Origin of the sequence: Clostridium sp. AF34-10BH (assembly GCF_003478095.1) — a bacterium.
Lineage (GTDB): Bacteria > Bacillota > Clostridia > Lachnospirales > Lachnospiraceae > Acetatifactor > Acetatifactor acetigignens.
Genome location: NZ_QUEC01000002.1, coordinates 1 through 17,383 on the forward strand (window position 1 = coordinate 1; position 17,383 = coordinate 17,383).

At 44.0% G+C, this 17,383-nt stretch carries 20 protein-coding genes and 1 other RNA gene; 7 read left to right on the plus strand and 14 right to left on the minus strand.

The features are described 5' to 3' along the window. Positions 1-321 (plus strand): hypothetical protein (locus DWZ61_RS19895; RefSeq protein WP_207664168.1); only part of this gene is annotated, 321 nt, incomplete at its 5' end. A gap of 504 nt (positions 322-825) precedes the next feature. Here DWZ61_RS19895 and DWZ61_RS01950 read toward each other — a convergent pair. From DWZ61_RS01950 to DWZ61_RS01965, 4 genes are all read right to left on the minus strand, one after another. Then, positions 826-1,137, minus strand: coding sequence for a hypothetical protein (locus DWZ61_RS01950; protein ID WP_118537255.1), 312 nt, complete (start codon positions 1,135-1,137; stop codon positions 826-828). A 75-nt stretch (positions 1,138-1,212) separates the two neighbouring features. After that, the gene (locus DWZ61_RS01955) at positions 1,213-1,545 is read right to left on the minus strand and encodes a type II toxin-antitoxin system RelE/ParE family toxin (protein ID WP_118537256.1); all 333 of its coding nucleotides are present in this window, start codon (positions 1,543-1,545) and stop codon (positions 1,213-1,215) included. Beyond that, complete coding sequence (locus DWZ61_RS01960; protein ID WP_022313293.1) at positions 1,542-1,805, minus strand: type II toxin-antitoxin system prevent-host-death family antitoxin; 264 nt, start codon at positions 1,803-1,805, stop codon at positions 1,542-1,544. The genes DWZ61_RS01955 and DWZ61_RS01960 overlap by 4 nt, the downstream gene beginning before the upstream one ends. A 401-nt stretch (positions 1,806-2,206) precedes the next feature. After that, a complete protein-coding gene (locus DWZ61_RS01965; protein ID WP_118537257.1) occupies positions 2,207-3,397 on the minus strand; it encodes an SH3 domain-containing protein in 1,191 nt (396 codons plus the stop codon). Between the two features lie 231 nt (positions 3,398-3,628). Between DWZ61_RS01965 and DWZ61_RS01970 the strand changes: the two genes are divergently transcribed. Then, entirely contained in the window at positions 3,629-3,832 is a 204-nt protein-coding gene (locus DWZ61_RS01970; protein WP_118537258.1) for a helix-turn-helix domain-containing protein, read from the plus strand. Between the two features lie 49 nt (positions 3,833-3,881). Here the strand turns inward: DWZ61_RS01970 and DWZ61_RS01975 are convergent, their stop codons facing one another. After that, entirely contained in the window at positions 3,882-4,772 is an 891-nt protein-coding gene (locus tag DWZ61_RS01975; RefSeq protein ID WP_118537259.1) for a hypothetical protein, read from the minus strand. A 126-nt stretch (positions 4,773-4,898) separates the two neighbouring features. Further along, a complete protein-coding gene (locus DWZ61_RS01980; protein WP_147354662.1) occupies positions 4,899-5,375 on the minus strand; it encodes a DUF5688 family protein in 477 nt (158 codons plus the stop codon). Positions 5,376-5,387: 12 nt separating this feature from the next. Here DWZ61_RS01980 and DWZ61_RS01985 point away from each other — a divergent pair, with 12 nt between their 5' ends. From DWZ61_RS01985 to DWZ61_RS20350, 4 genes are all read left to right on the plus strand, one after another. Then, entirely contained in the window at positions 5,388-5,768 is a 381-nt protein-coding gene (locus DWZ61_RS01985; protein WP_118537261.1) for a hypothetical protein, read from the plus strand. Then, positions 5,761-6,117 (plus strand): IS66 family insertion sequence element accessory protein TnpB, encoded by a 357-nt coding sequence (gene tnpB, locus DWZ61_RS01990; protein WP_118537262.1) that lies wholly within the window; start codon positions 5,761-5,763, stop codon positions 6,115-6,117. The genes DWZ61_RS01985 and tnpB overlap by 8 nt, the downstream gene beginning before the upstream one ends. Positions 6,118-6,388: 271 nt before the next feature. Further along, a complete protein-coding gene (locus DWZ61_RS01995; RefSeq protein WP_279220464.1) occupies positions 6,389-7,477 on the plus strand; it encodes a transposase in 1,089 nt (362 codons plus the stop codon). 50 nt (positions 7,478-7,527) lie between these two features. Continuing rightward, positions 7,528-8,016: a transposase gene (locus DWZ61_RS20350; protein WP_279220467.1), complete on the plus strand. Its 489-nt coding sequence runs from the start codon at positions 7,528-7,530 to the stop codon at positions 8,014-8,016. A gap of 208 nt (positions 8,017-8,224) precedes the next feature. On the opposite strand, the gene DWZ61_RS02000 is transcribed toward DWZ61_RS20350, so the two are convergent. After that, positions 8,225-8,800: a hypothetical protein gene (locus DWZ61_RS02000; RefSeq protein WP_118537263.1), complete on the minus strand. Its 576-nt coding sequence runs from the start codon at positions 8,798-8,800 to the stop codon at positions 8,225-8,227. Positions 8,801-8,814: 14 nt separating this feature from the next. After that, entirely contained in the window at positions 8,815-9,663 is an 849-nt protein-coding gene (locus DWZ61_RS02005) for a DUF6731 family protein (RefSeq protein WP_118537264.1), read from the minus strand. Between the two features lie 217 nt (positions 9,664-9,880). Between DWZ61_RS02005 and DWZ61_RS02010 the strand changes: the two genes are divergently transcribed. Then, positions 9,881-10,657 carry a DUF4393 domain-containing protein gene (locus tag DWZ61_RS02010; protein WP_182426965.1) on the plus strand — a complete coding sequence of 259 codons (777 nt, stop codon included), beginning with the start codon at positions 9,881-9,883 and terminating at the stop codon, positions 10,655-10,657. 212 nt (positions 10,658-10,869) lie between these two features. Here DWZ61_RS02010 and DWZ61_RS02015 read toward each other — a convergent pair whose 3' ends face one another. From DWZ61_RS02015 to DWZ61_RS02040, 6 genes are all read right to left on the minus strand, one after another. Then, the gene (locus DWZ61_RS02015) at positions 10,870-11,172 is read right to left on the minus strand and encodes a hypothetical protein (protein ID WP_118537266.1); all 303 of its coding nucleotides are present in this window, start codon (positions 11,170-11,172) and stop codon (positions 10,870-10,872) included. A gap of 723 nt (positions 11,173-11,895) precedes the next feature. Next, positions 11,896-12,236, minus strand: a transfer-messenger RNA (tmRNA) gene (gene ssrA, locus DWZ61_RS02020). An 87-nt stretch (positions 12,237-12,323) separates the two neighbouring features. Beyond that, positions 12,324-12,794, minus strand: a complete 471-nt coding sequence (smpB, locus tag DWZ61_RS02025; protein WP_022152980.1) for an SsrA-binding protein SmpB — start codon at positions 12,792-12,794, stop codon at positions 12,324-12,326. A 128-nt stretch (positions 12,795-12,922) separates the two neighbouring features. Further along, on the minus strand, positions 12,923-15,133 hold the full coding sequence (gene rnr, locus DWZ61_RS02030) for a ribonuclease R (RefSeq protein ID WP_118537267.1): 2,211 nt from the start codon (positions 15,131-15,133) through the stop codon (positions 12,923-12,925). A gap of 129 nt (positions 15,134-15,262) precedes the next feature. After that, a complete protein-coding gene (gene secG, locus DWZ61_RS02035; protein WP_118537268.1) occupies positions 15,263-15,502 on the minus strand; it encodes a preprotein translocase subunit SecG in 240 nt (79 codons plus the stop codon). A 169-nt stretch (positions 15,503-15,671) separates the two neighbouring features. After that, positions 15,672-17,354 (minus strand): peptide ABC transporter substrate-binding protein, encoded by a 1,683-nt coding sequence (locus DWZ61_RS02040; RefSeq protein ID WP_118537269.1) that lies wholly within the window; start codon positions 17,352-17,354, stop codon positions 15,672-15,674. Positions 17,355-17,383: the final 29 nt, after the last annotated feature.

Consider the following 17,383-nt stretch of genomic DNA (forward strand, 5'->3'; position numbering starts at 1 on the left):
GGTGCTTTCTTTCTTTTTTCTATTAACTTTTCCTACAAAAACTTTACCCTACGTCCTACAACCACTCGTTGGTACAACTGTTTTTTATCGAGCATTTCTTCTCTGCTTATCTTTTTGGAAAATGATTTTATGAAAAATAAATCTTCCGTAAGGTGTAGCTTCTCTTATTTTTTAGGTCTCTTTTCAAAAGCATTTTTCATTTATTTACATCGCAGATGTGACAAGCTCTACTTATGCCCTTTTTGCTTTCCGGAGCCTTTAGCGGAGAAAGCAATGAGATTTCTGCGAAAACCCCGTAACTATGCGGGTTTGAGCCTGTAAACGAGCCGTCAGAATATTGGCACTTTTCTGTAAACATTGTTTACAACTGTAAACGAGAGTGCCAGAACGCCCGTAAAATGGGCATTTTTTAAGTGAACTTGTTTACAAGCCGTAAGGGTCTGTGACGACGTGTAAACGGGACGTTATTTGCAAAATTTGTAAACAATGTTTACAAGAAAGTTCTTTACGCAGACCTTAGACTGCACCGTAAGGTTCTGCGCAGCTTGCCCCAAAAAATAAGTTCCCTTACGGGAACCTTCTGAAAACATGTGACCGCTGCCGGTCGTTCTGTGCATCGTGCCATACCTTTTTCTTTCAAAAGTGAACCATTCCATGTACCGGTTTCCGCCCAGATGTGGGTCAATCTTGGGCGCATATTGGTACACAAATGTAGGGAATGCCTGTTCTTTCCTTTTTGGTACAATCCGTGGTTCATTCTGCTCCCAAAGATGGTACATTATCTGGCTAAAAAAATGGGCGGCCTTTCGGCTGCCCGTAGATTCTCTAGTTTATTCTGAAATTATATGCCTTTTGTCGTGAACGCTTTCTGAGTCTTGCCGTCATATATATGATCTGAAATTCTGCGTTCCACTTCTTGATATTTGTCGCCACAAAGACTGTCATCACAACGGTAAGGATTGTCATGCTAAGGCTTGTGCAGAACAGACACTCCACATACTTTGCTGTCAGTACTCCCGCAAGAACCATTCTGACCGGAACGGGTACTGCAAGAAGAATCTGTAATAACCTTCTCTCCACCAAACAGAACAGGACAATCCATAAGTCTCTGATACCTGAAACCACTCTCTTCCTCATATTTGCCACACTCCTTCCAAGTCTCCCACCGGCAGTCCGGCGGACTGCAAAAAGGAACCTGCAAAAGCAGGTTCCTTAAATGAGTGAAAATCCTTGTCGAAGAATGGTGTTCCAGTTGCTTTTTTGATAAAGAAAACGTACAATGATTACCACCTTCTTGTCTTCAGCTATGGTATAAAACGCAAGATAATTGTTTACCATAATAAATCGAATTCCCCAACCAGCCAAAACGGGATCATCCACCAGCTGTAGTTTCTCCGGCATCTGGGTCAGTTCACCGATTTTTTCCGTTGCAACATCTAGCAGATGGTCTGCTGCCTGTGGGTTCTTCAAGACAAATTCGATGTAATCTGCTGCTTTCGCAATGTCATGCTCCGCAGTTTTGGTGATGTGTACCTGATAATTCATCTTCTGCGGCGGCTCCGAATATCAGCCATGGCTTCTTGAAACGGTCTGGTATTGCCAGCGGCAATATCGTCCATTCCTTCCTTAATCTGGCTATATAGTTCAAAGCGGCTGGTTAATTCCTCGTATGCCTCAATGCTCATTACAGCAAGGTCACCTTTTCCATTCTTCGTAATAAAAACAGGTTCCGGGTAATTATGACAGTAGGTCGATATTTCATTATAATTGTTCCGCAAGTCAGCACTTGATTTAATGGTCGGCATAAAAGCACCTCCTTCTGTGATAGTAAAATTATACACAAATTTTGTTATGCGGTCAATGGAGTATGCTATTATTCTTTGCGGTATGCTTTTCCTTATTCCTCTGTCAGCAATCCTCCCTTGCACACACGGTCTCAATGTCAGCACTCAAAATATCGAAATGGCAGTCCTCACATTGCAGTAAGATATTTTCGGGGTTATCTTCCGCACCCTCGAACGTGATTTTCACATTATGCCCCATGCGCTTCTGTAGAGCATTCCATAAGTCCATATCTCGATCCATAATTCTTTACCATTCTGTCAAGCGACAGCCTTTCTTTTTCGTATTGCGCCCGGTCTGTACAGCAGACCTTCCGTAAAATAGGAAAAGCGGACGCATCAGCGTCCGCCTTATTACTTGCTATTTAATTTCCGAACGACACTTCCACATCAGGGTTCTGCTCCTGCCACTTCTTCAAGCCGTCTTCCTGCGTGGGTGGGGTCATTGACCAGCCTACGTTCGAGGATGACGTGTCAGTGTTCTCATCGGCAGTCTTAGGAGCTGCTGCTACGGAGTCGTCCTGTGCAGGAGTGTTGATGGTTACAGAGCTGTTTGCAGCAGTGTTGTTCAGGTCAAATACCTCGTATGCGATGTGGTACGGTTCTAACTGTATTCCACCGAGGGTGTTTGATATTAACCGAACAGCTACAGCACCGTATGTGTATTCAGCACGCATGTAGGTGTTGCGGTGTCCTTCGCTGTCGTGCCACTTCTGATGGATTGCAGCAGCGTCGCTACCGTCACCAGTTGTGTAGTTCTCGATGGTGCCTGCTCTTACACCTGCGTGAACATCGTCTTCATAACACCTCTGTACGGCAATGTTGTACATGTCTTCTGACCAGGTGAGTGCAGGGATGCCTGCGGCAGTTCTTTCTGCATTGACCAATGCGAAGATTTGCTCTGCAGCTGCACGGTCGAAGTAATCATTTGTGGTTGATGTGTTTCCTGTAGTTGTATTTCCAGTACCGCCGTTACCGTGAGTTTTCATGAAGTTCTCGATAACAGCATCAGAGATACCGAATTCATCAGTTCCTGTATTACTTGCATACTGGTTTCCAGCAGTATTGCTGCTGTTGTTTGCACTTGCAACGGTATTCACAGCAGGTTTTTCGGATACGATGTACTTGTCACTTACATAACCAATGGTGTTATTCCAGTCAAAGCGATACCAGCCTGTCTGGTCGCACTTACCCGTAACGACAATTTCCTGGCTGGCTTTCAGGCTGCCAATTTTCTTACCATCGGTGCTTGGCAGGTCTCTGACATTTACTGCGGACTTTGCATACATGGTCTGGTTTAATTCCGAATAAGTATACCCTGTGCTTACAGCAGTGGGTTCTACAGGTGCTGTTGTGGGTTCCACGGCAGGTGCGGGAGATTCTGCAGGGGTCTCGGCAGGAGCTGCTTCTGATTCCGTGGGAATCTCAGCAGGCTTTGCCGTGGGTTCTGCTACGGCTGCTTCTGTGGCTGTCATTTCAGTGGATTCTACAGAGGTGGTCTCTGTGCTGGCAGTTTCGTTACTGGTTGTCTCTTTGCTGCCACATGCGGTCAGCATCAGTGCTGCGCAAAGGATTGTTGCTACGGCTTTCGCAGCGAGCTTGTGTTCTGTGTTTCATAGTTGGTTTTCCTCACTTTCGTTGAGAGAATTTATTTCGAGAGATTAACTTTCGTTTTCATGTGATCGTTCTCTATCGTTCTTACATTATAGTCAATATATTAGGTATAGTCAAGAAATTAAGTATGATACTCTTTTTATAATATGTGATAGGAGGTTCAATCTAATAACATGATATCATACAAACCTTTTTTTGACACCCTACTTCGCAAAAATGTGACAGAATACGAACTGATTTTTAAGCACGGTGTTTCCGCCAATACCATCCACCGCATGAAAAAGGGAGAAGCAATCACTACAAAGACACTCGATGTGCTCTGCTACATCCTCGATTGTCCTGTTTCTGACATTATCGAACATGATAAGACAAAGTAAAATCGACAGGAGCTCTAACGCCCCTGCCGATTTTTTAATTTTATGAAAATCATTCAAAAACTACATCTTCATCTACAGAAATGCCATCTGCACCGATTTCATCAAATGTAACTGCCATGTCATGATTCATTCTCATCAAGAAATATTTTCCATCACTTACAAAGAACCCACTGTAGTGCGAGTCATAGACATCACCCGATTTAATATCATTTGTAGTGGAAATCTCTTTCCGCCCACTCCTTTCTAAAATCAATGCCTCCTTATCCACATTATTTCCGGATGCATCTGTATAAATAGAGAAACCGTAGCGAGGTTTCGCAATACCACCCTGCTCTGCCAATTTCGTATTTATTTCATTTATAATGTAATCCTTTGCAGCATTTACCTGATCCTGCACACTATTTAGGTAATCTGGGTCTAATTCCTCTCCACCTTCTGATGTAGTTCCACTAATTTCCCTATATGCATCATCAAGTGCTATCATTGCAATTGTATCACTATCTGTTGAATCGGATATGGAATTCTCTGCATCTTGTCTAAGTTCATCTTTATGTTGATGATAATACATCAAAACTTCATTTCTGTTGTTCCAATCCTCCTCTACCCATGAAGCGATCTCTTCATCGGTCATTTTCGATAACTCTGCAAATGTCTTGCTCTTTTTCCCCTCCATATTAAGATAAGTTCCATCTCCATACACCACATAAACGTCCGGTGTTGCTTCCTTATCAATCGCATCACATAAATACCAGACGCTTACTTCATTGTTTGTAAACAACTGGCTAAATGTGCCAACGTTTTCATTCTTTGTGTCAGCTTCTTTTTCTGTGTTTGTTCTTGCACTGCCATTACTGCTGCTTGTAGTATCTTTGCTGCCGCAGGCAAACAAACTCAGAGAGAGAATCGCCATCATACTTACCATCATTAGTTTTCTTTTCATTTTATTTCTCCTCTTAAATAAGATTTTTGTAGCTTCCTATATTATAGTCAATCTATTGAGTATAGCCAAGAAATTAAGTATATAAAACAACCACCTACAGCAATCAATTACTGTAGGTGGTCTTTATTACTCTGCTTCTACAAACGCATTCAGGGTGTTTTTCTCACGATTATAGTAATACACGTTGTCTGTCAGGAAATCATCCACACTTACTTCTGTACGATTGACATTACAAACCATCTGGTACAGTTCTTCTGCGCTTGTGTTACTGCTTTCGGGAACTATCAAAACTTCATGGACAGAACTGGGAAGGATGTAGAGGTTCGCATTTAATTTTTCTGCTACGATTTTCAACACATCCTGATAGAGCACATTTACCGCACCGTAGTAATTCTGCTTATTGGTCATTATATACATCTGCCAGTCTGGATCCTGTACAATCTCCATCATCAGCTCCTCTGTACTCGCTGCCCGCCGTCTTGCATCCCTGTCTTCTTTCGTCTCAAATAAGATTCTTTGCAAAGGTATCACGGTAACATGAAGCAGACTTTTCGTGTTATGTTTGGCATATCTGTTTAATTCCTCTTCATCTACACCCCACAAAGCCACAAGCTCATGGATCAATTAACTCACACTGTCCGCAGGTCGAACTGGATAAACATCATTCGACAGTGCCAGGACAGACCGGCAGGCACTACGGCAAAGCAGTGGCTTGCTGAAAACGATATTTCTGAAAAATCTTACTATTACTGGCTCCGAAAGATCCGCCGGGAAGTCTGTGAACAGGAGGGACTCCAGGAAGTCACCAACCCGTCTGCCCTCTCTTTTGTAGAAATCCCGGTAAAAACTGCTCTGGACACAACACCGGTGCCAACCGTCCCGGCAGCAATGACTCCGGTTGCAGTGATCGGATCAGGCCGCCTGACGCTGGAATTATCAAACGATATTTCAGAGTCCCTGCTTTGCAGGCTGTTGCAGGAGGTGCTTCATGCTTGAAGATGCTGCCGGTATCCGCAGAGTCGTGATTGCCTGCGGATATGTGGATCTGCGCAAAGGGATCGATGGGCTGTCCATGATCATCGGAGACAGATACCATCAGAATCCTTTTGAAAAGGGAACTTTATTCCTGTTCTGTGGCAGACGGTCCGACCGCATCAAGGGACTTCTATGGATGGGAGACGGTTTTCTTCAGCTCTACAAACGGCTGGAGGCAGGTTCCCTGTCCTGGCCGGGAACCAGCGAAGAGGCCGCAGACCTTACAGAGGAACAGTTCCGTTATCTTATGATGGGGCTGAATCCCCTGAACCCCAAAGTCAGGGAAGTAACACCGCAAAAGCCCACCTGATCTTTGTGCAAAACATAGATTTTTTATGCCTGCTATCCGGTCAGATCCATTCCCGGTGTTACAGCCTCTCTGAACGCTGTTTCCTGGTCTGTGACGTATCCACAGGAGGATCCGGATAAAATTTCAGCACCTTGAAAACTTTATATTTCCCTGGCTCTATGACCATCACACCGCCATACAGGCATAGGCAGAATGACGAAACCTGCGGAGGTGCCGGTTCGCAATCCTTTGTGTTTTCTGGTATAATGAAAACAGTTTAAGGAGCGGGACAATGGCAGACAGACATACACTGGAAGAACTGAATAACTGCAGCAGGGAAGAACTGATCACCATCGTTCTTATGATGCAGGGACAGCTGGATACCCTGAATGAGAACATCGAGCGGCTGATCGAACAGGTACGCATAGCGAACAGCTATCGTTTCGGAAAACACACAGAAACGCTGGATTCCATAGATGGTCAGCTGTCCTTCTTTGATGAGGCAGAAAGCTGGTGCGATCTGTCTGTCCCGGAACCTGCTGCGGAGGAAGTACTTCCATCCCGACGTAGCCATAAGAAAAAAGGGCAGCGGGAAACGTATCTGAAAGATTTCCCGGAAGAGATCCTTCCTCCTTATCAGGTATCCACAGAAGAACTGGATGCGTTTTATGGTGCAGGCAACTGGCGCAGAATGAAGGATGAAACCTACAAAAGACTGCGCCATGAGCCGGAATCCTGGACGGTGGAAATCCATACCGTGGAAGTCTATACAGGCACTGGCGGAGATCATCAGGACGAATTCTTACGTGGAAAGCGCCCCAAGGACCTTCTGCGTGGAAGCATCGTTACTCCTTCCCTGCTTGCATCCATTCTGAATGTAAAATATGTGAACTCCTCTGCACTGCACAGAGTCGAGCAGGAGTTTCAACGCAATGGTGTAAATATCTCCAGACAGACCATGTCGAACTGGATCATCCGGTGTGCTGAGAAATATTTCGCACCGTTTGTGGATCGTATGAAGCAGGAACTGCTGTCCCTGCCGGTGACACAGTCAGACGAAACGCCGACACAGGTGATCGGTGACAGTGACCGCCCGAACAGTAAATGCTACATGTGGGTACACCGTTCCGGGGAGTTCTATAAGGAACGTCCTGTGGTGATCTACGAATACCAGAAAGGCAGGGATCATGAAAAGCCGCTGGAGTTTTACCGGAACTACAAAGGAGTTCTGGTCACGGACAGTCTGGAGCAGTATCATCTGCTGGACAAAAAACTGCCGGGAGTGACAAATGCAAACTGTTGGGCACATGCAAGAAGAGCCTTTGCAGATGCCGTAAAGGCAGCGGATAAAAAGGATCCCCTGTCAGCAAAAATTCCGTAGCATACCAGGCATTACAAAAGATCGCAGAATTCTACCGGATCGATACCGAACTGAAAGAACTTCCGGCAACGGATCGCCTTACACAACGGCAGACAAGGATAAAGCCGCTGGTTGAGGATTTCTTTGCGTGGGCAAAACAACAGGCTGCAGAATGTGCGGTGCCTCCGAAATCCAGGACCGGACAGGGACTAAATTTCGTCATCCATCAGGAAAACTATTTAAAGGTATTTCTGACCGATGGGGATATCCCAATCGATAACTCCGCTTCCGAGCGGGCTATCCGGACTTTCTGTATCGGCAAAAAGAACTGGATGTTCCATAACACAGCAAAAGGTGCCGGAGCCAGCGCTCTTGTTTACAGTATTTCAGAAACAGCAAAGCTGAACAATCTGCGCCCATACTACTACTTTAGGTATATCCTCACGGAGCTGCCTAAGTATTGTGACGAAAAAGGAAATATAGATCCGGCAAAACTAGATCAGCTGATGCCCTGGGCTGAGGAGCTTCCCGAGGAATGTAGGAAACCACGCCGCTCATAAAAGCGGCGTTAAATTTAAGGGTAGGCGTAGGATTTGACGTTTACCTTCATCCACTGTGTAATTTCCAATCTTTAAGAGCCATCCACTGTAAGCCATGATCTCCACCTCTAATTGTTCCGGTTGGCGGCTGCCATCTAGTCGACAGTCGGTATTTTGGGTATAAGAAAAGCACCTACCCGAAGGTAAGTGCTTCAGACCTAATTGTTATTTATATTCCTTTTTGCAATCGTTCATCTAATTCTTTTACAGCCTCTTCTGACAATTTTTCATCTTCTATTTTTGCATAAACTTTTCTATCTTTTAAGAATAGCATCAATAAAATATTTGTAAACCGATATGTCAATGTTGTAAATCGAACTAACGTAAATATCCCAATACATACATATATTACAATCTCACATTCAGACATTATGTCATACATAAAAAGAATAGCCGAAATAATCACCGTAAGTAGACCATGTAATATCAACCTTTTAATAGAGGACGCAAATACCTCCTTGTCCGCTGTGTCCAAGAAATAATTGATAAGCTCTGATTTTTCTTTTGCTGAAATCAGTATAGTAAGTAATACTCCAAAAAAGCTTATTATTATTGACACAAAGGTAACCATTGAAGTAAGCGTGTCTGGGAAATTCTTACTCTCCCATATCTTAATCTCCCATATTTTATAGCAAATAAAGTATGCTACAACCGAAAAAATAGGCAAAACAATGCAGTATATCCCTCTCCAACTATTAAGAGTCTTTTTAAATACCTCATTTTTTCTAATTGGATTGCCAATCATATTACAACATCCCCTTATTTATTAACATATTGATAATATATATTTCCTGCAATCTGCATAAAGTCTAACTCGCCCCTTTCGGGCACGGTTAAATCAAATTTTCCAGTACGTACATTATCAAATAAATCATACAAATCTGCGTCTTTATCATCTGCTAAAGTTATTTTTGCCTTTGATAAACATCCTCTATTACGAAGCAATGTGTTTACCGCAGAATATATTCCTTGGTTACTTAACTGCCTATTTTTTCCTCTGCCAATTCCTATTTCAATGTAAAATGTGTAACCACCCAATTCATCACAGGATTCAATAATGTTCTCAAAAGCTTTTGAACCATCAGTGTCAAATTGATTGACTGCTGAACAGCCGACATAAATCTTTTTAATTATTCCCTTTTTACACCTTGCTGTGTCAAAAATATCAAGGACTGGTCTAAAATAACAACATTTTCCGCCATTTGTAGCGTTAATGTAGTTTTGTATTGCATTTGCAGAATATGATCCTCTGTTATTTTGTATTAGAATAATATGGTTTGCTTCATCATATAAAGCAACTGTATTTCTTCCTAAGTATTCATCATTTTCTAAATCTATATGTTCAGCTTTTTCGTTTTCCTTTGCTTTGTATGCATCACTTGCTTCATCCAGTCGCATAAAATTCAATGCATAATATCCTTTTTCTATTACCTGCGCAGTTTCTAGTCTTCCCTGCACATCTCCTATTCTTTTTATTCTATCTGCAATTTCATTTTTGCTAATAGTGTCTAACCACTTCCTTAAATCATAAAGACTCTCCTTACCATCATCGTCCTGTGTTACCACATCATAATAAGTAAATTTGATATGTTTTTTCTTTCCTACCATGCCTTTATCCCCTGTACTTTCCCCGCATTCACGGTTTTATTATGTTACCATTGTCCTACAGAATCCGTATTTTTTCAATAGCTCCAGCATTTCGATTTATCGAAGTAGATATGCCATTATATAGAAATATATCCTATGCTTTTTATCATTGAAATCTAATTTATCACTCATTATAATGATAATATACACAAGACAAAGGAAAGTGAGGTACACCTATATGACTGACATCAATATTAATGCAAATCTTCCTGAATCCGTAGACAATGCAATTAAAAATGTAACTGATTTACCAACTCAAGGCATTGGACAAACGTTGTCGGATTGTTGGTTTCTCGCTTTTGGTGGGATTTCTCAGTTAGCTGAAAAACGCCGTATTAAGTATACCAAAGATCTTGAAAAATTCAAAAAAGAACTAGAAGACTCCTTGGAAACCGTCCCCGAACAACGTCGTAAAGAGCCTACCACACAAATAGTTCTTAAAACTCTTGATGAGGCAAAATATTGTGTTGAGGAAGATGATCTTCGTCAGCTTTTCGTTGCTTTGCTTACTTCAGCAACTGACTCTGGGAAAAATGTTCATCCTTCTTTTGCTCAAATTATCGGTCAAATGAGTTCTAATGATGCAAAATTATTACAATGTTTCAAATCAAGTAGTGAGCAGCCCATCTGTAATATCAGATGCTACTTGAACAAAGAAAAAACATCTTATGATGTAGTCGTAAGAAATATTTTTCTTAGTGGCTCTTCTGAAATGATGCCTAATGAAAAAAGTATTTCCATTTCATCACTTCAACGCTTAGGGCTTATTGAAATGTCATGGACAGAATATTTTTCTAACGAAGACACTTACACCCCATTTCTTAACAGCAATATATTTCTTTCTGCTAAAAGAAAATACTCAATGTATGAAATAACATTAGAAAAGGGAATTGCAAAATTATCTCCTTTAGGAGAATTATTTGTATCCTGTTGTATTCCTAAAGTTATCAAATAAGCCTTTAATATAGGAATCAATCACCTCAAAGTATTTGTAAGCGAAAAATTTCAGCATCAGTATGGAGACTACTGCCGAAACAATAATAGAGATCACTATGCACAATACTATTTCCATTTTGCATCCTCCTTGCATTCAAAAAGAGCAGCTTCAATGCTGCTCTTTCTATGTCATTGCTGTCAGAAAAGGACTCCGCACATGAGCCCATTGTATTATCCGAATATATTACCGCAGTCGTCACATACAAACTTTGATACATTCCTCGTAACCGGCTGCCTTACAACCTTTTCTTTTTTATTAACCAGGGTGAAAGGCTTAAGCGGATTCAGATTCGCAGAATATGTCGTTTTCACCTTTCCTTGGCTGATTACTTCCTGTTCGACAAAAGCATGGAACCGTTTGCTACCGCAGTTGGGACAACAGTCAAAATGTTTCGGCTTTTTATCTTTCGTCAACAGTGAATCTAGCACAACAACTCCTACTATTATTGCAAGTAATGTCAACATGGCCGCCATAATAAATACCTCCCTACACAATATATTTGCCTTCCGCAGACCTCAACACATAGCTTTCGGAAGTTCGCCGGGCAGCAGATCTATAAGAATTCCGGCCATGATATTGTAGCGGTTAAAGAATTTTACCAGCACGCCAGTGTTACGACAACACAAGAATATCTTGCCCAGTCCTCGGAGAAGCTGGCGCAGGCTATAAATAAAAGTGTTCACTTACCAGTTGAAACGGATTGACACAAGGGAATCGACCGCGTAAAGTCCATTTTAAGGCAATTATGCGGTCTATACGTGAGTTTTCTACACCTGAGCTACTTCTGTCCAAATTTGAGCCAGTCAGAGCAGCAGGCGGGGCATATTATAAGTTTGTGGAGTGTACCCCCAGAACTGGGGAAGAATAATCAGGGATACTATATCCAAAATCAGATCACATTTTTCAGCACAAATCTGTGTGAAATCTGCACCAAATTTTGAAAAAATTCAATTTCGATTTTTCAACTAAAAATGAGGGGGTAGGGGGGGTATCAAAATCATTTACCAAGATTTTTTTGAAAACTTCTCCTATTTTTGCGCAAAAAAATAAACCGATCTATGGTCGATTTATCTTTAGTATGAAGAAAGGCACTTGTACAACTCTCCTTTCTCTAATTATTCTGATATTGATTTGAGTACCTAGTTGAGTACCTAATCAATACCACCCTGTGAAAACCCGCATAAATGCTAAGTTTATGATGGAGTAGACGGGAGTCGAACCCGTGTCCAAAAGCCTATTCCCTGTCCTTCTACGAGTGTAGTTTATTCTTTGACATTCCCTCCGCGCCCCGGGAATAAACACCCTGAGCATTTCAGTAGCTTCATGTTACGCCCATATGCGCAAAGCTTTGCATATGTCGTTTCTCACATGTTTGAAGCCGGGATCCTAAGGTGTGAGTGCCCTAGGGCCGACTGCTGCCATTAGGCAGCGTATGCTAAATTATCGTTAGCGTTTAATTTTAATTTGGCCATTTAACGCATTACCATGCGACTCGCTTCTCCAGCTGCAAAACCCCTGTCGAAACCTTTACTACCCCTTATTCAATTGTCAGACCAAGTATACTTGATGGCACACACACTGTCAAGCACTTGCAGTAAAGCATTGCAGGATCAGAGCCTGTGGATCACAGATTGCGGACCTTGAATTCCTTCTCTGCCTCTCTGCGCTGATCCTTTTTGGCAATGGCTTCTCTCTTGTCATAGAGCTTCTTACCACGTGCCAGCCCGATCTCTACCTTTACCTTACCGTCTTTAAAGTATACCTGCAAAGGGACTAATGTATACCCTTTTTCCTTGATCTTGCCCAGCAGTTTGTTGATCTCGTACTTATGCAGCAGCAGTTTTTTCACACGAAGAGGATCTTTATTGAAAATATTCCCCTTCTCATAAGGACTTACATGCATTCCGTAGACGAATACTTCTCCGTCTTCAATGCGGACGAACGCCTCCTTGATACTGCACTTGCCCATACGCATGGACTTTACTTCCGTACCGTGCAAGGCAATGCCGCACTCATAGGTCTCATCAATGAAAAAATCATGATATGCTTTTTTATTGTTCGCGATCAGCTTCTGGGACTCTTTTCCTTTTGCCATGGCTACCTCTTCAAAACCTTGTAACTATTCAGAACCCCATTGCAGAACACTCCTGCGGAACTTATTTTTAACGACTCTGAATAGTTACAGTTTACTATATTTTCTGTAATTGTCAATGAACTAACAGTTCATTTATCCACCAGCCGGAAATTGATGGTGCGCATAAAACGGTCACAGTCCTCCACTTCGATCCGCACCGGCATTCCCAGTTTGAAGCAACGTCCGGTAGCTTCTCCCACCATCTCACAGGCTGCCTCATTGTAGTGATAATAGTCGCCCGGGATCGTGGAAATATGGATCAGCCCTTCCACGGTATTGGGCAGTTCCACATACAGTCCCCAGCCGGTGACACCGGAGATCACACCCTCGTATTCCTCTCCGATGTGTTGTTCCATATATTCTACCTTCTTCAGCTTATCCGTCTCCCGCTCTGCCTCATCGGCACGGCGCTCCATTTCAGAAGAATGTTTCGCCACCTCCGGCAGAATATCCCGGTAGTGCTCCACTCTCTCTTCCTTCAGGCGTCCCCGCAGCTGTTCCTTGATAATACGATGGATCTGCAGATCCGGATAACGGCGGATCGGCGAAGTAAAATGACAGTAATACTGACATGCCAGTCCAAAATGTCCGGTACACTCCGTGCTGTATTTTGCCTGTTTCATGCTGCGCAGGGTCAGTCTGGCGATCATAGGCTCTTCGGGAGTTCCCTCAATCTTCTGTAACAGCTTCTGGATCTCCTTGGGATGGATTTCCTCCGTGGAGACCTTGCTGTTCCTGCGCCCCAGCGCCTTCATGTAATAGCCATAATTGCTGATGAACGTAGACAGCTTCTGGATCCGCTCCGGATCCGGTACATCATGGACGCGGTAGACGAAGGGCAGCTCCTGCCAGTAAAAATGCTGTGCCACTGTCTCATTCGCTGCGAGCATAAAATCCTCGATCAGCATAGTCGCTACATTCCGCTCGTAAGGCTTAATATCCAGTGGATGTCCTTCCTTATCTAACAGGATCTTGCACTCCGGAAAATCGAAATCAATGGATCCCCGCTTCTGTCTCTTCTTCCTCAGTTTGTCCGCGAGCTCAGCCATTTGTTGGAACATAGGGAGCAGTTCCCTGTACTGTGAATAGTCTGTTGAGATTTCTATGCCTTCCCCGGAGGTTCCGTCCGGCATATCGGCGTTATGCTCTACACACTCTGGCTCCTCCAGCAGCTTTTTCACCACGGTATAAGACATCCGCTTATTGACCCGGATCACAGATTCGCAGATCTCATAGTCCACGATCTCGCCCTCTTCATCCACCTTCATCAGGCAGCTTAATGCCAGACGGTCCACGCCCTCATTCAGGGAACAGATACCGTTACTCAATGCATGGGGCAGCATAGGGATCACACGGTCCACCAGATAGACACTGGTGCCTCGTTTTAATGCCTCTCTGTCCAGTGCGGAATTCTCCTGCACGTAGTTCGTCACGTCTGCAATGTGTACTCCTAAGTGGTAATATGTCCCATCAAAGGATACACTGACAGCATCATCCAGATCCTTGGCATCCTCTCCGTCGATGGTCACCATGGTCACATCCCGCAGATCCCTGCGTCCGGCACAATCCGCCTCGGATACCTCCTGGGATACCCTCTCCACCTGGCTCATGATCTTCTCGCCGAATTCCACCGGCAGATCAAAGCCACGTACGATAGACATGATATCTACACCGGGATCGTTGATATGTCCCAGGATCTCCACGACTTTGCCCTCAGGACTCTTCGTATTCGTGCCGTATCCGGTAATCTCCACCACGACCTTATGTCCGGTCATGGCCCCCTTCGACCACTCCTTCGGCACGAAAATATCCTGTGCTATCTTCGTGTTATCCGGAATGACAAAGCCAAAATTACTCTTGGACTGCTCATAGGTTCCCACCACCTGAGTCATACCCCTGGCAATGATGCGGATAACCTGCGCTTCCTGGCGTTTGCCGGTCTTCGCAGGCAGAAGTGCCACTTCCACGGTATCCTTATGGAATGCTCCACCCTGCTTGTCCTCCGGAATGAACAGATCCTCGTCCCTTCCTTCCACTTCCACAAATCCAAAGCCTTTGGCATTGCTGATAAAAGTTCCCGTCAGAACCTTACCGTTGGACTTCATATATTTACCCTTAACGGTCAGGGTAAGTTTTCCTTCCGCTAAAAGTTCCCGTAAAATCTCACGAAACTCTTCCCGGTCTTCTTTTGCGACCTGAAGAAACATTGCCAGTTCCTTTTCCTTCATCGGAACGTAAAAATCATCCTTCACCAGATCACAAATTACTTTTTTTCTCTTCTCTCTGATTTCGTTTATCATGTAACCTCTCTCAAACAGTAACTATCCAGAACTCCATTCGCAAAACCGCCTCTACGAGGCTCTGAATAGTTACATATAACAAAACACTCTTGTATGCCATGCACACAAGAGTGTCATCCTTCGTAATGATTAAAATACGTTCAGATTCAGTACGACTGCAAGTAACATGAAGAATACTGCAAGGATCTTCGTGATCTTCACCAGCATACCTTCCATGGAACGTCCTTTATTTCTGCCCCAGTAGGTCTCAGCTGCACCGCTGATAGAGCCCAGTCCTGCGGACTTACCTTCCTGCATCAATACTAACACCGTCAGTGCTACGCATACTAATATAAAAATTATGTTGATTACTACTCTTAATGCTTCCATTTCACACCTCCTAATGTCAAGCAGATTTTATATTACCATATATTGTACACAATTGCAACAACATTTTACAATACAGCACCGAAAAGGCGACACAAAAAAGAACCCCCGGAAATCTTTACGATCTCACGGGGATCCTTTGTTTTTTATTCTGAATGATCAGATCCGCAGCTTACTCTGCGATGTCACCATACATGAAGTACCAGAAACCATAAGCGGAATGCCAGATACCGGTGATCTTCTCACTCTGCAGCCAGAAGTCATTGTAGTAAGCAACAGGGATGCATCCTACCTGCTCCATCAGAACATCCTCAGCCTGATGAAGAGCTGCGGAACGCTCAGCGGTATCCATGGTGGAAGCTGCCTTCTCCATAGCTGCATCGAAGTCAGCGTTGGAGAACTTACCATCGTTGTTACCGTTGCCGGTGCAGAACAAGTCTAACATATTGGAAGGATCGCTGTAGTCTCCTACCCATCCGTTACGTGCTACCATGTACTCACCGTTACGTCTCATCGGAGTGAAGCTGGACCACTCAACGATATTTACTTCTACGTTAATACCAAGCTCGCCCCATGCCTGCTGTAAGTACTCAGCAACAACCTTGTGGTAACCTGCATCGTTGGTAGTATAGGTGATGGTAGGAAGTCCTTCACCGTTAGGGTAGCCGGCATCAGCTAAGAGCTGCTTAGCTTCCTCAAGGTTAGCATCGAAATCCTCGGAGATATAGCTCTGACCACCGTTAGCATTTGCATTGAAGGAGCTGCCGTCGGTATCTACCCAGCCCTCACCTACGAGGTTGTATGCGGGAGAGTAGGTTCCCTGCATCAGGGTATTTGCTACATAATCACGATCAATTGCCAGGCTCAGAGCCTTACGAACATTTACATCTGCGAATGCAGGATCTTCCAGGTTCATGGACAGATAGTAAGTTCCCAGGTTAGGCTCTACATGGAACTCGGGGTTACCCTGTAAGCTGGGGATCTCCTGGGTAGGAACATCCTTGATGAACAGTACATCACCGGACTGGTATGCAGTATAAGCTGCGTTGGAATCCTCCATCAGTACGAATTTGATGCTGCCAAGCTTGATCGCATCTGCATTCCAGTAGTTAGGGTTCTTGGACATAGTAATGTGAGAACCGGGTACCCACTCGGTAATGTAGAAAGGTCCGTTGGAGATATAGGTCTCAGCTGCGGTAGCCCATGCATCGCCGTTAGCCTCTACGGTTGCCTGCTGAACAGGGCTCAGGGTAGCGAATGCTGCCAGAGACTCGAAGTAAGGGCAGGGATTGGAAAGCTCTACAACGAAGTTCTTAGCATCGGGAGCGGATACTGCCAGAGCATCCAGATCACCTGCCTGTGCCTCGTCAAAGCCCTTAACCATACCCAGAACAGTCTCAGCATAAGGAGCTGCTACTACGGGATCGCATACACGCTTCCAGCTGTATACGAAATCGTCTGCGGTCAGATCACTGCCGTCAGACCACTTTAATCCATCACGAAGATGGAAGGTCCAGGTAAGACCATCTTCAGATACTTCCCAGGTCTCAGCCTGTCCGGGAGCGATCTTACCATCCTGGTCAATTGTCAGAAGACACTCAAAAGAGTGAAGCAGCATATTACCGCCATCTACTGCACTGTTCAGTGCGGGATCAATGGTCTCGGGATCGGGACCGATCTGAACGGTAAGCTGTTTGCCTTCGGTACTAACTTCGGTTGCTGCTGCATCGGTCTTGGTGCTGTCAGTTGCACTGGCACTGCCGGTTGCAGAAGAACCATTGTCGCTGCTGCCGCATGCTGCCAGAGAACCTACCAGCATTGCTGCGGTGAGCAGCATAGCTAACTTCTTTTTCATAAAGTTATCCTCCTCTTTCTTTTCATACA

Bases quoted from the DNA above. Each gene is read 5' to 3' on its own strand.
- DWZ61_RS01950 (WP_118537255.1), bottom strand. From the start codon at position 1,137: ATGAGGAAGAGAGTGGTTTCAGGTATCAGAGACTTATGGATTGTCCTG.
- DWZ61_RS01955 (WP_118537256.1), bottom strand. From the start codon at position 1,545: ATGAATTATCAGGTACACATCACCAAAACTGCGGAGCATGACATTGCG.
- DWZ61_RS01960 (WP_022313293.1), bottom strand. From the start codon at position 1,805: ATGCCGACCATTAAATCAAGTGCTGACTTGCGGAACAATTATAATGAA.
- DWZ61_RS01965 (WP_118537257.1), bottom strand. From the start codon at position 3,397: ATGCTGACCGCATGTGGCAGCAAAGAGACAACCAGTAACGAAACTGCC.
- DWZ61_RS01970 (WP_118537258.1), top strand. From the start codon at position 3,629: ATGATATCATACAAACCTTTTTTTGACACCCTACTTCGCAAAAATGTG.
- DWZ61_RS01975 (WP_118537259.1), bottom strand. From the start codon at position 4,772: ATGAAAAGAAAACTAATGATGGTAAGTATGATGGCGATTCTCTCTCTG.
- DWZ61_RS01985 (WP_118537261.1), top strand. From the start codon at position 5,388: ATGGATCAATTAACTCACACTGTCCGCAGGTCGAACTGGATAAACATC.
- tnpB (WP_118537262.1), top strand. From the start codon at position 5,761: ATGCTTGAAGATGCTGCCGGTATCCGCAGAGTCGTGATTGCCTGCGGA.
- DWZ61_RS01995 (WP_279220464.1), top strand. From the start codon at position 6,389: ATGGCAGACAGACATACACTGGAAGAACTGAATAACTGCAGCAGGGAA.
- DWZ61_RS02000 (WP_118537263.1), bottom strand. From the start codon at position 8,800: ATGATTGGCAATCCAATTAGAAAAAATGAGGTATTTAAAAAGACTCTT.
- DWZ61_RS02005 (WP_118537264.1), bottom strand. From the start codon at position 9,663: ATGGTAGGAAAGAAAAAACATATCAAATTTACTTATTATGATGTGGTA.
- DWZ61_RS02010 (WP_182426965.1), top strand. From the start codon at position 9,881: ATGACTGACATCAATATTAATGCAAATCTTCCTGAATCCGTAGACAAT.
- DWZ61_RS02015 (WP_118537266.1), bottom strand. From the start codon at position 11,172: ATGGCGGCCATGTTGACATTACTTGCAATAATAGTAGGAGTTGTTGTG.
- smpB (WP_022152980.1), bottom strand. From the start codon at position 12,794: ATGGCAAAAGGAAAAGAGTCCCAGAAGCTGATCGCGAACAATAAAAAA.
- rnr (WP_118537267.1), bottom strand. From the start codon at position 15,133: ATGATAAACGAAATCAGAGAGAAGAGAAAAAAAGTAATTTGTGATCTG.
- secG (WP_118537268.1), bottom strand. From the start codon at position 15,502: ATGGAAGCATTAAGAGTAGTAATCAACATAATTTTTATATTAGTATGC.
- DWZ61_RS02040 (WP_118537269.1), bottom strand. From the start codon at position 17,354: ATGAAAAAGAAGTTAGCTATGCTGCTCACCGCAGCAATGCTGGTAGGT.